The organism is Variovorax sp. NFACC27 (genome assembly GCF_048301545.1).
In the GTDB taxonomy this organism is placed as follows: domain Bacteria; phylum Pseudomonadota; class Gammaproteobacteria; order Burkholderiales; family Burkholderiaceae_C; genus Variovorax; species Variovorax gossypii.
The window spans coordinates 1,858,052-1,871,326 of record NZ_CP157613.1 but is presented as its reverse complement, the minus strand read 5'-3'; the positions used below and the strand labels follow the sequence as shown (position 1 = coordinate 1,871,326).

Annotated in this window: 14 protein-coding genes; 5 read left to right on the top strand and 9 right to left on the bottom strand. The window is 67.8% G+C overall.

The window, feature by feature from the left end:
- Positions 1–20: 20 nt before the first annotated feature.
- From ABL840_RS08720 to ABL840_RS08690, 7 genes are all read right to left on the bottom strand, one after another.
- Positions 21–1,532: a tripartite tricarboxylate transporter permease gene (locus tag ABL840_RS08720; protein ID WP_093306018.1), complete on the bottom strand. Its 1,512-nt coding sequence runs from the start codon at positions 1,530–1,532 to the stop codon at positions 21–23.
- Between the two features lie 19 nt (positions 1,533–1,551).
- Positions 1,552–2,040 (bottom strand): tripartite tricarboxylate transporter TctB family protein, encoded by a 489-nt coding sequence (locus ABL840_RS08715; RefSeq protein ID WP_093196198.1) that lies wholly within the window; start codon positions 2,038–2,040, stop codon positions 1,552–1,554.
- Between the two features lie 140 nt (positions 2,041–2,180).
- Positions 2,181–3,977 carry a GspE/PulE family protein gene (locus ABL840_RS08710; protein WP_093306020.1) on the bottom strand — a complete coding sequence of 599 codons (1,797 nt, stop codon included), beginning with the start codon at positions 3,975–3,977 and terminating at the stop codon, positions 2,181–2,183.
- The gene (locus ABL840_RS08705) at positions 3,974–4,762 is read right to left on the bottom strand and encodes a spermidine synthase (protein ID WP_093306022.1); all 789 of its coding nucleotides are present in this window, start codon (positions 4,760–4,762) and stop codon (positions 3,974–3,976) included. The genes ABL840_RS08710 and ABL840_RS08705 overlap by 4 nt, the downstream gene beginning before the upstream one ends.
- Positions 4,763–4,770: 8 nt before the next feature.
- On the bottom strand, positions 4,771–5,304 hold the full coding sequence (locus ABL840_RS08700) for a DNA-deoxyinosine glycosylase (RefSeq protein WP_093306025.1): 534 nt from the start codon (positions 5,302–5,304) through the stop codon (positions 4,771–4,773).
- 121 nt (positions 5,305–5,425) lie between these two features.
- Positions 5,426–5,845: a hypothetical protein gene (locus ABL840_RS08695; RefSeq protein WP_093196202.1), complete on the bottom strand. Its 420-nt coding sequence runs from the start codon at positions 5,843–5,845 to the stop codon at positions 5,426–5,428.
- 132 nt (positions 5,846–5,977) lie between these two features.
- Positions 5,978–6,838 (bottom strand): TatD family hydrolase, encoded by an 861-nt coding sequence (locus ABL840_RS08690; RefSeq protein WP_093306027.1) that lies wholly within the window; start codon positions 6,836–6,838, stop codon positions 5,978–5,980.
- A 97-nt stretch (positions 6,839–6,935) separates the two neighbouring features.
- Here ABL840_RS08690 and ABL840_RS08685 point away from each other — a divergent pair, with 97 nt between their 5' ends.
- From ABL840_RS08685 to ABL840_RS08670, 4 genes are read left to right on the top strand one after another with little or no spacing between them, the layout of a single operon-like run.
- Entirely contained in the window at positions 6,936–7,946 is a 1,011-nt protein-coding gene (locus tag ABL840_RS08685; RefSeq protein ID WP_093306028.1) for a S1C family serine protease, read from the top strand.
- Positions 7,947–7,972: 26 nt separating this feature from the next.
- A complete protein-coding gene (locus ABL840_RS08680) occupies positions 7,973–8,986 on the top strand; it encodes an AAA family ATPase (protein ID WP_093196205.1) in 1,014 nt (337 codons plus the stop codon).
- A complete protein-coding gene (locus ABL840_RS08675; protein ID WP_093306030.1) occupies positions 8,967–9,956 on the top strand; it encodes a DUF58 domain-containing protein in 990 nt (329 codons plus the stop codon). Before ABL840_RS08680 ends, ABL840_RS08675 begins: the two co-directional genes overlap by 20 nt.
- Positions 9,953–10,990 (top strand): VWA domain-containing protein, encoded by a 1,038-nt coding sequence (locus ABL840_RS08670; RefSeq protein WP_093196207.1) that lies wholly within the window; start codon positions 9,953–9,955, stop codon positions 10,988–10,990. Before ABL840_RS08675 ends, ABL840_RS08670 begins: the two co-directional genes overlap by 4 nt.
- Here the strand turns inward: ABL840_RS08670 and ABL840_RS08665 are convergent.
- Both ABL840_RS08665 and ABL840_RS08660 read right to left on the bottom strand, forming a co-directional pair.
- Positions 10,974–11,612: a TetR/AcrR family transcriptional regulator gene (locus ABL840_RS08665; RefSeq protein WP_093306032.1), complete on the bottom strand. Its 639-nt coding sequence runs from the start codon at positions 11,610–11,612 to the stop codon at positions 10,974–10,976. The genes ABL840_RS08670 and ABL840_RS08665 overlap by 17 nt on opposite strands.
- Before the next feature lie 78 nt (positions 11,613–11,690).
- Positions 11,691–12,293: a phenylacetic acid degradation protein PaaY gene (locus ABL840_RS08660; RefSeq protein ID WP_093196209.1), complete on the bottom strand. Its 603-nt coding sequence runs from the start codon at positions 12,291–12,293 to the stop codon at positions 11,691–11,693.
- A 175-nt stretch (positions 12,294–12,468) separates the two neighbouring features.
- Between ABL840_RS08660 and ABL840_RS08655 the strand changes: the two genes are divergently transcribed.
- The gene (locus ABL840_RS08655; protein WP_093306034.1) at positions 12,469–13,272 is read left to right on the top strand and encodes an enoyl-CoA hydratase-related protein; all 804 of its coding nucleotides are present in this window, start codon (positions 12,469–12,471) and stop codon (positions 13,270–13,272) included.
- The last annotated feature ends 3 nt before the right edge of the window (positions 13,273–13,275 follow it).

Here is a 13,275-nt window from a genome sequence, read left to right as displayed (position 1 = left end):
GGCAGAACCGGGACCGGTGGTCAGTCCTCGACGAAAGCCTCTTCGCGCTTCGACTTCACGGCCGGCAGCAGCACGATGATCAGCAGCAGGGCCGCGGCAGCCAGCAGGCTCGCCGAGATCGGACGCGTGACGAACACGCTCCAGTCGCCGCGCGACAGCAGCAGCGAACGGCGCAGGTTCTCTTCCATCATCGGGCCCAGGATGAAGCCCAGCAGCAGCGGCGCAGGCTCGCAACCCAGCTTGAAGAAGGTGTAGCCCACCAGACCGAAGATGCCCACCATCCAGATGTCGAAGGTGTTGTTGTTGGTCGAGTACACGCCGATCGCGCAGAAGAGAACGATCGCCGGGAACAGGTACTTGTACGGCACCGACAGCAGCTTGATCCACATGCCGATCAGCGGCAGGTTCAGGATGATCAGCATCGCGTTGCCCAGCCACATCGAGGCGATCAGGCCCCAGAACAGCTCGGGGTTGCTGGTCATGACCTGCGGGCCCGGCTGGATGTTGTGGATGGTCATCGCGCCCACCATCAACGCCATCACGGCGTTGGGCGGAATGCCCAGCGTCAGCAGCGGGATGAAGGAGGTCTGCGCACCGGCGTTGTTGGCCGACTCGGGAGCCGCCACGCCGCGGATGTTGCCCTTGCCGAAGGGCACTTCGCCCGGCTTCAGCTTGGTCTTCTTCTCGATGGTGTAGGCAGCGAAGGCAGCCAGCAGCGCGCCGCCGCCGGGCAGGATGCCCAGTGCGGAGCCCAGGGCCGTGCCGCGCAGCACTGCGGGCAGCATGCGCTTGAAGTCTTCCTTGGTCGGGAACAGGCCCGAGACCTTGGCGGTGAACACTTCGCGCTCGTCGTCGGGACGCGAGAGGTTCGCGATGATTTCGCCGTAGCCGAACACGCCCATGGCGATGGCCACGAAGCCGATGCCGTCGGTCAGTTCGGGAATGTCGAAGCTGTAGCGCGCGACACCCGAATTCACGTCGGTGCCGACCAGACCCATCAGCAGGCCCAGCACGATCATCGCGATGGCCTTGAGCAGCGAGCCCGAAGCCAGCACCACTGCGCCGATCAGGCCCAGGATCATCAGCGAGAAGTATTCGGCGGGGCCGAACTTGAAGGCCAGCTCGGTCAGCGGCGGCGCGAAGGCGGCCAGGATCAGCGTGCCCACGCAGCCCGCGAAGAACGAGCCCAGGCCTGCGGCGGCGAGCGCCGGGCCTGCGCGGCCCTTGCGCGCCATCTGGTAGCCGTCGATCACGGTCACCACCGATGAAGACTCACCGGGCAGGTTGACAAGAATCGCGGTGGTGGAGCCGCCGTACTGGGCGCCGTAATAGATACCGGCCAGCATGATCAGCGCCGAGACCGGCGGCAGCGCGTAGGTAGCCGGCAGCAGCATCGCGATGGTCGCGACCGGGCCGATGCCCGGCAGCACGCCGATCAGCGTGCCCAAGATACAGCCGATCAGGCAGTACAGCAGGTTGGTGAAGGTAAAGGCGACGCCAAAACCGACGGAAAGGTTGTGGATCAGGTCCATGGTGGAATCGGCTTTCGTCTCAACCGGTGATGAAGGTCGGCCAGACCTGGATCTGGAGCTTGAGCGCCCAGATGAACGCGACGTAGCTGCCGACGGCCAGCACGGTGGCCAGGACCAGCACGCTGGGCAGCTTGAATTCGTGGCCCGCGAGGCTGGCGATGATCACAAGCGCGTAGATGGCGATGATCATGCCCATGGCCGGGATGCCGACGCTCGGCAGGCCGCCGAGCAGGATGCCGAACGCCAGGTTGGCGCCGAGGATGTACACCACCTGCTTCCAGGCCCACTTGCCGATCTTCTCGCCGTCGGTGGTCTCGACGGTGAGCCCGCTGAACATGATCCCGAGGCCGATGAGGGCCATCAGGATGCCGAGCATCAACGGGAAGTAACCCGGTCCCATCCGGGCCCCGGTGCCCACGGTGTAGGTGGTGGCGCCCCATGCGAACGCCACACCCACCACCGTGAACATCAGACCCGAGAAAAAGTCTTTCTGACTCTTGATCTTCACGAACAGTCTCCTCGAACAAATTTCGATGCGGGATTGTCGAGTCAGCCTCCGGTCAGGCCGATGTGGATTCCACTAACCAAAGTCCTAGGGATAACCCGGGAGTATTCACCGCTCCCGGGGTGGCTGGAAGGCAGCGCAGGTCATTCCAGCGGAGGCGTGGCGCTGAGCACCTCTTCGATGGTGGTCACGCCTTCTGCCACGCGCAGCGCGCCGGCCAGCCGCAGCGGCCGCATGCCGTCGATCACGGCCTGGCGGCGCAGCCCGGCGAGGTTGGGCTCCTTCGTGACCTGGCTCTTGAACGGCTCGCTGACGCTCAGCAGCTCGTAGAGCCCCATGCGTCCCATGTAGCCGGTCATGCGGCAATCGACGCAGCCCACCGGCTTGTAGGCGCGCACCGAGCCCGTGATTTGCCACGGCTTGACGATGGCCTCGAGCTTCTCGCGGGTGACGGTGTCGTCGGGCTGCTTGCAGTTGGGGCACAGCGTGCGCACGAGGCGCTGCGCGAGCACGCCCAGCATCACGGCGTTGATGAGGTACGAGGGCACGCCCAGTTCCATCAGCCGCGTGAGGGCGCTCGGCGCATCGTTGGTGTGCAGCGTGCTGAACACCAGGTGGCCGGTGAGCGCGGCCTGCACCGCCATCTCGGCGGTGGCGAGGTCGCGGATTTCGCCGACCATGATGATGTCCGGGTCCTGCCGCATCAGCGCTCGCAGGCCTTCGGTGAAGCCGAAGTCGAGCTGCGGCTGCACCTGCGTCTGGTTGAAGGAGGTCTCGATCATTTCGATCGGGTCCTCCACCGTGCTCACGTTGACCTCCTCGGTCGCCACGCGCTTGAGCGTGGAATACAGCGTGGTGGTCTTGCCCGAGCCCGTTGGGCCGGTCACCAGGATGATGCCGTTGGGCCGGGTGACGAGCTGCTCCCAGCGCTGCGCGTCGTGCTGCGCGAAGCCCAGCGCGTCGAGGTCCTTCACCGCGGTGTCGGGGTCGAAGATCCGCATCACCATCTTCTCGCCGAAGGCGGTGGGCAGGGTCGACAGGCGCATTTCGACTTCGTCGCCGCGCATGTTGCGGGTCTTGATGCGGCCGTCGAGCGGACGGCGCTTCTCGACCACGTCCATGCGGCCCAGCAGCTTGATGCGCGCGACCATCGCGTTCATCACGCCCATGGGCATCTGGTAGGCCGGATGCAGGATGCCATCGATGCGGAAGCGGATCACGCCCTGCTCGCGGCGCGGCTCCAGGTGGATGTCGCTCGCGCGCTGGTCGAAGGCGTACTGCCAAAGCCAGTCGACCACCTGCACCACGCTCTGGTCGTTGGCATCGAGCTGCTTGTTGCTCTTGCCGAGCTCGACCAGCTGCTCGAAGCTCGTGGTGCTGGCGTTGCCGCCGGCCTTCTGCGCGGCGCGCACCGACTTCGCGAGCGCGAAGAACTCGGCCGTGTAACGCTGGATGTCGGCCGGGTTGGCGACCACGCGCCGCACCGAGCGGCGCGCCTGCCGCTCGACCTCGGCGATCCAGTCGGTGAGGAAGGGCTCGGCCGTGGCCACCACCACCTCGTTGGGCAGCACCTGCACCGGCAGCACCTTGTGGCGCTCGGCGTACGCCGCGCTCATGGTGTCGGCCACCTTGCCCACGTCGACCTTGAGCGGATCGATGCGCAGGTAGGAAAGGCCCGCGCGGCCCGCGAGCCATTGCGTGAGGGTTTCGAGATCGAGCGGCTTGTTGTCGCTCTCGCGCGTCATGGCCACGTTGGCCAGCCGCACCAGCGGGGCCTGCCGGCTCTCGGCCTGCGCGCAGCGGGCGATGGTGCGCTTGGCCTCGACCGGGGAAATCACGCCGTCGGAGGCGAGCCATTCGATCAGGCGCCGCAGGTCGAGCGGGCCTTCGTGGCGCGCGGCCAGCGGGGCGGGGGCGGAAGCAGCGGATACAGCGCTCATGAGCCGGAGGTCGTTCGGGTGAGTGTCGGGTTCTGTGGCTTGAAGACCCGCAGCCATTTCGGCGCGGGCAGGCCCCAGCGAGTCTGGATCGTTTGGGCGCGCTCGGCAAGCGCCTCGCGCTTCGGGCGGCCCGGTGTGCGCTGGGCGAGCACCACCGTGTTGCCTTCGCGCGTCGGCTTGAAGGCCCAGACCGCATCGGCGCCGAATGCGGCGGAGATCTTCTCGAGGCTGCGCTCGTAGCTCGACGAGCGGCCGAAAAGGTTGACGGTCATGCAACCGTCATCGGTGAGCAGCGTTCGGCAGTCTGCGTAGAAGTCCTCGCTGTCGAGCACCGGCGCGGCGGCCTCGTGGTCGTACAGGTCGACCTGCAGCGCATCGACCGTGCCGTGCCATTCGGGCTTGCGGATCTCGGCTGCGGCATCGGCGATCACCACGCGCAGCTTCGGGTCGTCCGGCGGCAGCTTGAACCAGCCGCGGCAGGCCGACACCACCTGCGGATTGAGCTCGATCGCGGTGGTGCGCATGCGCAGGATCTTGCGGCTGAACTTGGTGAGCGTGGCCGCGCCCAGGCCGAGCTGCATCGCGTGGCGGCTGGCCACGGTCTTCGGGTCGGCGAAGAGCAGCCAGGCCATCATCCGCTGCACGTATTCGAGCTCGATCTCGAAGGGCGCGTCGAGCTTCATCGAGCCCTGGACCCACTCGGTACCGAGGTGCAGGTAGCGGATGTCGCCCCAGTCGGAGAAATTGACTTCGGGTAGGGAAATAGGAGTTTTGCTCGATGCCATCGATGCCGTCAGACGACTAGTTTGTGGGCCGCCAGCACCTCGCGCCAGGCCGCGAGCTTGCGCTCGAAGCTCCACGACGCGTTGGCGGGGCTGGTGGAAGGCAGCTGGTAGACCGGCACGCCGAGGGTGCGCGTGTGGCGCGCATGCTTGAAGCTCTCGCCGCCGTTGTGCGCGATGGCCGCGAGCTTCGGCAGGTGCAGGCCGGCGATGTCGTTCGCCACCGGCGCGCGGATGGCCGAATCGAGGCTGCCCTCGCGCTCGCAGGACGCGTACACGTCCCACACGCCCAGGCCGCGGTCGAGCAGCCAGCGGCAGCGTTGCGCGTAGCTGTCTACGCCCGACGGCAAGGGGACTTCGGGCCAGACGGCTTGCAAGATCTTCCAGAACTGGTTTTGGGGGTGTGCATAGTACTGCTGCAGTTCGAGCGACCTGACCCCGGGAAAGCTGCCGAGGACCAGCAAGACGGTGCCCGGCGACACGACGGGCGCGAGCCCCGTGAGCATCGGGCTCGCGGCGGTGGCGGATGCGGCGGGTGGATTCATGGGCGGCAATCGTGCCACCGTCCGGCACGCGCCCGGGCCGCCCAAGAAAAAACCCGCCGAGGCGGGTTTCCTGGAGAGGGGCGGAACAGCCGGCCCGGCATCGCCGGGTCAGCTGAACTGCTTACTTCTTGGCGGCTTCGTTCTCGGCCGTGCCGGGAATCTTCTCGCCAATGGCCTTGCCGGTGCTGCGCATGCCGTCGGCCGTCTTGTGGCCTGCGTTCTCGACGGCGTCGCCGGTCTTCGCGGCTGCGTTCTTGGTGGCGGTGGTCGCCTTCTTGGTGGTGCGCTTGGTCGCGTTCCAGGCCTTCTTGGTGCCGCGCTCGGTGGCGTTCACGGCCTTCTTGGTGGTGCTCTTGGTGGCGTCCCAGGCCTTTTCCGCTCCGCGCTCGGTGGCGTTCACTGCGTCCTTGCCGGCTTCCTTCACCTTCTCGGTGGTGGAGGGTTCGGTGGTGGCGGCGGTCTGCGCTACGGCCGACAGGCCGACGGATGCGAGCGCCAGGGCGACCACGACGGGAACGGTGCGTACGAAGGATTTGGTCATCGAAAGACTCCTTTTTTGAGTGAAGTATGGGAGTGACGGATGTGCCACTGCACAACCAACGCCACTTCGAACTTCAAGGATGACAGCAAAAAAGGCCCGGCGGCACGCTTGGGCGCAACTCGGGAAATCGGCCTACGCGGAGGGCTTCCGGCCATCCGACGCGGACAGCAGACTTTGGAGCTTCGGCAGGGCCGCGACCGCATTGCGAGTGGTCGCTTCGGCCAGCGCATCGATGGCGATGCCCCGCAGCTGCGCCACCACTTCCGCGATGCGCGGCAGCTCCGCCGGCTCGTTTCGGCCCTGCGGCTCGCCGGCATCGCGCTGGGCCTGCGTGCGGTAGAGCCAGTGCGGCTGGATGTCGGGCGCGTCGGTCTCCATGACGATCGATTCCATCGGCAGCGTGGAGGCGAGCCGGCGCAGCTGCAGGGCGCGCTCGAAGGTCACCGCGCCGCCGAAGCCCAGCTTCAATCCGAGCTCGATGCAGGCGCCGGCCTGCTGCTCGCTGCCGTTGAAGGCGTGGGCGATGCCCTGCCACGGTTTCCCGCCCGCCGTCTGCCGCAGATGCTTGAGCACCTTGTCGACCGAACGCCGCACGTGGATGAGCACGGGTAACCCGTGCCTGCGTGCCAGTTGCAACTGAGTGTGAAAGAACCGCTCCTGCTTTTCGCCGTCCAGTCCCTCGACGAAGTAGTCGAGGCCGATCTCTCCGACCGCCACCAGCCTCGGGTCGTCGCGCCGCGCGGCCAGTTCGGCATCGAGCGCCTTGAGGTCCTCGTCCTTCGCCTCGCCGGTGCACAGCGGATGGATGCCCAGGGCGTAGGCATCGCCCTGCGCGTGGGCCAGCTCGCGCACGGTGGAGAAGTTGAAGACGGCCACCGCCGGGATCACGCACATCGCCACCCCCCGTTCGGCGGCGCGGGCGCGCAGGACGGGCATCTCCGCACCGAATTCGGGCGCGTCCAGATGACAGTGGGTATCGATGAAGGTAGCCATCGCTCGATGATGCCCGATGGGATGCGCAGGCGCGGAAAGCGTGCTACTGTGAACTCCTGTACACGCGATTTGCGATTTTTTAGCCGGAGGTACTCCGATGCGCAGGCCCGCCTTCTACAGCCGCTCGCCCCGCACGCTGCCGCCGGCCGCAGACGAGGCGGCCGAACGGGCGGATGCGCCGGCATCGCCCGAAGCCGCCGGCGCGGACCAGCCACCCGGAGCCGCTCCCGCAGGCAAGACCGGCTGGCAACCCGGCCGCCGCAGCTTCGCGCTGCTCATCGTGCTCTCGGCCGCGCTGGTCGCGGGCACCGCATTCTGGATGCCCCGCCCGGGCGCCAAGGCCCTCACGCAGAAAGACATCGACGCGGCCGTGCTGCGCTCGCTGCAGACCAACACCCTGCCCTCTCCGGCGGCCAAGGCGGCCGACATCATCCGCCCCTCGGTCGTGCGGGTGGTGAGCTACGGCGAGGAGAAGAACACGCCCGAAGCCAAGACCCAGAAGCGCGGCCGCAACATGGCCAAGGGCAAGCCACCGGAAGCACCCAATGACGGCGTGGCGCCGGGTGAAGTCGAACGCGGCGTGGGTACGGGGGTGGTGATCGTCGACAAGGGCGTGATCCTCACCAACCTGCACGTGGTCGCAGGTGCCGACAAGATCAAGGTCACCTTCTACGACGGCCTGGAAGCCGCCGCCACCATCACCGGCGTGCAGCCCGAGAACGACCTCGCGGTGCTGCAGGCGCAGAAGATTCCCGACGACCTGATCCCGGCCACCATGCGCTCCACCGCCGACCTGCGCCCCGGCGACCAGGTGGCGGCCGTGGGCTTTCCGTTCGGCATCGGACCCTCGGTATCGGCCGGCGTGGTGTCGGGCCTGAAGCGCTCGTTCCGCTCGCCCGAGGGCAAGCAGGAGCTGGGCAACCTGATCCAGTTCGACGCGGCCGCCAACCCCGGCAACTCGGGCGGGCCGCTGATCAACATGGACGGCGAGGTGCTCGGCATCGTCACCGCCATCCTCAACCCGACGCAGCAGCGCACCTTCATCGGCATCGGCTTCGCGGTGCCCATCGAGAACGCCGCGTCCGCCGCGGGCTCGCCACCGTTCTGATCGATCCTTCTTCGAAAGTCCTTCGCATGAGCACAGAGACCGTCAACCCCACGCCCGCCGGCACCGCCGAACTGATGGAGCAGATCCTCTACGAGGTGAAGCGCGTGGTCGTGGGCCAGGACCGCTTCCTGGAGCGCGTGATGGTCGCCATGCTCGCGGGCGGGCACCTGCTGGTCGAAGGCGTGCCGGGCCTGGCGAAGACGCTCACCGTGAAGACGCTGGCCGACACCGTGCGCGGCCAGTTCAAGCGCATCCAGTTCACGCCCGACCTGGTGCCGGCCGACCTGGTGGGCACGCGCATCTACAACCAGAAGACGGGCGAGTTCAGCACCTCGCTGGGCCCGGTGTTCGCCAACCTGCTGCTGGCCGACGAAATCAATCGCGCGCCGGCCAAGGTGCAAAGCGCGCTGCTCGAGGTGATGCAGGAACGCCAGGTCACCATCGCCGGCGAGACGCACAAGGTGCCCCGCCCCTTCCTCGTGATGGCCACGCAGAACCCCATCGAGACCGAGGGCACCTATCCGCTGCCCGAGGCGCAGGTCGACCGCTTCATGATGAAGGTGCTGGTCGACTACCCGAGCGACGAGGAAGAGTTCGTCATCGTCCAGCGCGTGATCGGTCCGGCGGTCAACGCCACGCCGGTCGCCACCACCGAGCAGCTCGCCGCGCTGCAGGCCGAGGCCCGCCGCGTGTACGTCGACCCTTCGCTGATCCAGTACGCGGTGAAGCTGGTGTCGGCCACACGCACGCCCGAGAAGCACGGGCTGAAAGACCTGCGCCGCTTCATCACCTTCGGCGCCAGCCCGCGCGCCAGCATCAGCCTGACCGAAGGCGCGCGCGCCTTGGCGCTGCTGCGCGGGCGCAGCTACGCGCTGCCGGAAGACATGACGGCACTGGTGCCCGACGTGCTGCGCCATCGCGTGACGCTTTCCTACGAAGGCTTGTCCGAAGGCCTGACGCCGGATAGCCTGGTCGAGAAGATCATGCGTGCAGTCCCCGCTCCACCGAAACCGCTCGAACATGAAAAGCTGGTGGCGTAAGGCCCCCTCGGCCGCGAACGACGAACGGCTCGCCGCTGAAGCCGGCGGGGCCGAACGCGCGCTGCGCCGGCTCGAGTGGACCGTGATCCGCCGCCTCGACGGCCTGCTGCAGGGCGACTACCGCACGCTGATGCGCGGTGCCGGGCTCGACCTGGCCGACCTGCGCGAGTACCAGCACAACGACGACGTGCGCCACATCGACTGGAACGTCACCGCACGACTGCAGACGCCGCACGTGCGCGTGTTCACCGAAGACCGCGAAATGGCCGCCTGGTTCGTGCTCGACCTGAGCCGCTCGGTCGACTTCGGCTCGGGGCTGAAGGCCAAGCGCGAGATCTCGGCGGGCTTCGTCGGCGTGCTGGCTCGGCTGCTCACGCGGCACGGCAACCGGGTGGGTGCGCTGGTCTACGGCAGCGACCTCGAAGCCGTGATCCCGCCGCGCAGCGGACGGCGCCATGTGCTGCATCTGCTGCACGCGATGGAAAAGCGCGCCGGCAAGGCCGAGTCCGCGCCCACGCAGAAAGGCATGACGCGGCTGGCCGACCTGCTCAAGTCGGCCGCCACGCTGATGCCCCGGCGCTCCACCGTGTTCGTGGTTTCCGACTTCCTGAGCGAGCCCGGATGGGAACGCCCGCTGGGCCAGCTGGTGCAGCGCCATGAGGTCGTCGCCGTGCGCCTCTTCGATCCGCTCGAACTCGAGCTGCCCGACCTCGGCCTGGTGCCGCTGCGCGACGCCGAAACCGGCGAGCAGCTGTGGGTCGACACCCACGACGCGGGCTTCCGCAAGCGCTTCGCCCGTCTGGCGGCCGAGCGCGAGACCGCATTGCGCGAGACGCTGGCCCGGGCCGGCGTGGACGCGCTCGAACTCTCTACCGATGACGACCTGGTGGAAGCCATCGTCCGTTTCGCCGATCTGCGCAAGCGCCGCGCGCGCATCGGCCAGGCTGGTCTGAAGGCGGTGGCAGCATGACTTTTCTCTGGCCCCAATTCCTCTGGCTGCTGGCGGCGTTGCCGCTGCTGATCCTGCTTTATCTCTGGCTGCTGCGCCGCAAGAAGAAGCTGGCGGTACGCTACGCCAGCCTGTCGATCGTGCGCGAGGCCATGGGCGCCGGGCAGAGCGTGCGGCGGCACCTGCCGCCCCTGCTGTTCCTGCTTGCCATGGCCGCGATGCTGGTGGCCGCGGCACGGCCGATGGCGGTGGTGGTGCTGCCGTCGAACCAGCAGACCATCATCCTGGCGATGGACGTGTCGGGCAGCATGCGCGCGGCCGACGTGCAGCCCAACCGGCTCGTGGCGGCGCAGGAGGCGGCCAAGAGCTTCATCAAGGACCTGCCGCGCACCGTGAAGGTGGGCATCGTCGCCTTCGCGGGCAGCGCGCAGGTGGCGCAGCTGCCCACCACCAACCACGAAGACCTGGTGACCGCCATCGACAGCTTCCAGCTGCAGCGCGCCACCGCCACGGGCAATGCCATCGTGGTGTCGCTGGCCACGCTGTTCCCCGATGCGGGCATCGACGTCGAGCAGTTCAGCTCGCCCAGCCGCCAGCGCGGTGCGGCCATCGACCAGAACGAGAAGAAGCTGAAGGAGTTCACGCCCGTGGCGCCCGGCTCGTTCACCTCGGCGGCGGTCATCATGCTGACCGACGGCCAGCGCACCACCGGCGTCGATCCGCTCGACGCAGCCAAGGCAGCGGCCGACCGCGGCGTGCGCATCTACACGGTGGGCGTGGGTACGGTCGACGGCGAGACCATCGGCTTCGAAGGCTGGTCGATGCGCGTGCGACTCGACGAGGAGACGCTCAAGGCCATCGCCAACAAGACCAACGCCGAATACTTCTACGCAGGCACCGCGAACGACCTGAAGAAGGTCTACGAGACGCTGAGCTCCAAGCTCACGGTGGAGAAGAAGGAAACCGAGATCTCCGCGCTCTTCGCGCTGTGCGCTGCCGTGCTGACGCTGCTGTCGGCGGGCCTCTCGCTGCTCTGGTTCAACCGGATTCTCTAGCGCCTCGCGGGGTGGTGGCCGCCTCGGGCGACCTCACCGCGCCGATTCCGCCCAGGAACAGGTCGGCCACGATCGGCGCGATGGCCGCGTGGTCGAGCCGGCCGTCGGGCTTCATCCAGGTGAACATCCAGTTGATCATGCCGAACAGCAGCATGGTCAGCGGCTTGGCCAGGTCGTCGCTCGGTGCGCCGGGCCGCAGCGCCGACACCGCGCGCGCGAAGCCCGCGACCACCTCGCGCTCCTTGTCCAGCACGCGCTCGCGGTCGGCCTCTTCGAGAAAGCGCACGTCGTCGGTCAGCACGCGGTGCGCGTCCTGTGCGCCGGCGTATTCCTCGACGATGCGGTAGATGAAGCGGCGCAGGCGCTCCTCGTCGGTGTGCGGCGAGGCCTCTTCCTCGGCCACCAGCGCGGCGAGCTTGGAGACGTGCGTCTCCGCGATGCTGATGAGCAGGCTGCTCTTGTCCTTGTAGTAGTGGTACAGCGTGGCCTTCGAGAGGCCGCAGGCCTCGGCCACCTGGTTCATCGAGGTGGCGGGATAGCCGCTGCGCGCGAACAGCTGGGCGGCCTGCGCGAGGATGAATTCACGCTGGTCCTCGTAGGTGGCGGATCTTCCACGCGGCATCGGTTGCTGTTCCTCGGTTGTTGTTCGGTTGAAGGAAACGGGCGATCTTGCACGAAGCGCGAAGCGCGAAGGCGGTCGTCAGCCCCGCTTCGTGGCGATGAGCGAGCGCACGTCGGTGGCCGGCAGGCTCGGGCGGTTCTTCTCCACGCTGGAAAGCGGCTCCACCTCGCGCAGGCTCGCAAGGCTGCGCACCGTGAGCGCCTGATAGGTCTGCGTGCCTTCGAGCTTCCACGCGATCTCGTCCTCGCTCAGCTCGCGCTTCACCTTCGCCGGAATGCCCGCCGCCAGCGAGCGCGCCGGCACCTTCATGCCGGCCGGCACGAAGGCGCAGGCCGCGACGATGGCCTTCTCGCCGATCTCGGCCTCGTCCATCACCACCGCGTTCATGCCCACCAGCGCGTCGCGCCGCACGATGCAGCTGTGCAGGATCGCGCCGTGGCCGATGTGGCCGTTGACCTCGACCACCGTGTCGTTGTCGGGAAAGCCGTGGATGCAGCAGTGGTCCTGCACGTTGGAGCCCTCCTCCAGCACGATGCGGCCGAAGTCGCCGCGCAGGCTGGCGCAGGGGCCCACGTAGCAGTTCGGGCCGACGATCACGTCGCCGATCAGCACCGCGCTGGGATGCACATAAGCGCTCGGGTCGACGACCGGGATCACGCCGTCGATGGAATAGCTGGGCATTCGCTCTGTCTCCTTCTTTGCCTGACTCTTTGCCTGACTTCTCGCGGGTATCAGGGTTTGCCCTGAATCAACCCTGCTTGTGTCGTCGTCTGGGTCGATCATAAAATCAACCGAACGGTCGGTCAATAGTGTTTGCACGCCGGCCCGTACCCACAAAGGATGAAAGAGACACTCGATGACTGAGCCTTTGGTACTCACCAGCAACGCCGGCGCCGTCCGCACGCTGAGCCTCAACAGGCCGGCCGCCCTCAACAGCTTCACGACGCAATTGCACGAAGCGCTGATGGCGGAGCTGGAAGCCGCGGCGGCCGATGCGAGCGTGCGCTGCGTAGTGCTCACCGGTGCCGGCCGCGCCTTCTGCGCCGGGCAGGACCTGGCCGACCCGTCGGTCGCACCCGACCCGACACCCGGCGCCGCGCCCAAGGACCTGGGCCACGTCATCTCCACTTGGTACGCCCCGCTGGTCGCGCGCCTGCGCTCGATGCCCGTGCCGGTGATCGCCGCCGTCAACGGCGTGGCCGCGGGTGCCGGCGCGAATCTCGCGCTGTGCTGCGACCTCGTGGTGGCCGCCCGCTCGGCGAGCTTCATCCAGGCCTTCACCAAGATCGGCCTCGTGCCCGACACCGGCGGCACCTGGCTGCTGCCGCGCCTCGTGGGTTCAGCGCGCGCGCTGGGCATCGCGATGCTCGGCGACAAGCTGCCCGCCGAGGAAGCCGCGCGCATCGGCCTGATCTGGCAGTGCGTGGACGACGCAGCGCTCACCGAAACCACAGCCGCCCTCGCATCGAAGCTCGCCGGCATGCCCACGCGCGCCCTGGTCGCCACGCGCGAGGCCATGGCCGCAGCACAGGACATGGACCTGGGCGCGGCCCTCGCCCAGGAAGCCCGCATCCAGCGCGACATGGGCAACGCAGCCGACTACCGCGAAGGCGTCGAGGCATTCCGCGCCAAGCGCGCCCCCGTTTTCAAGGACCGCTGAGCC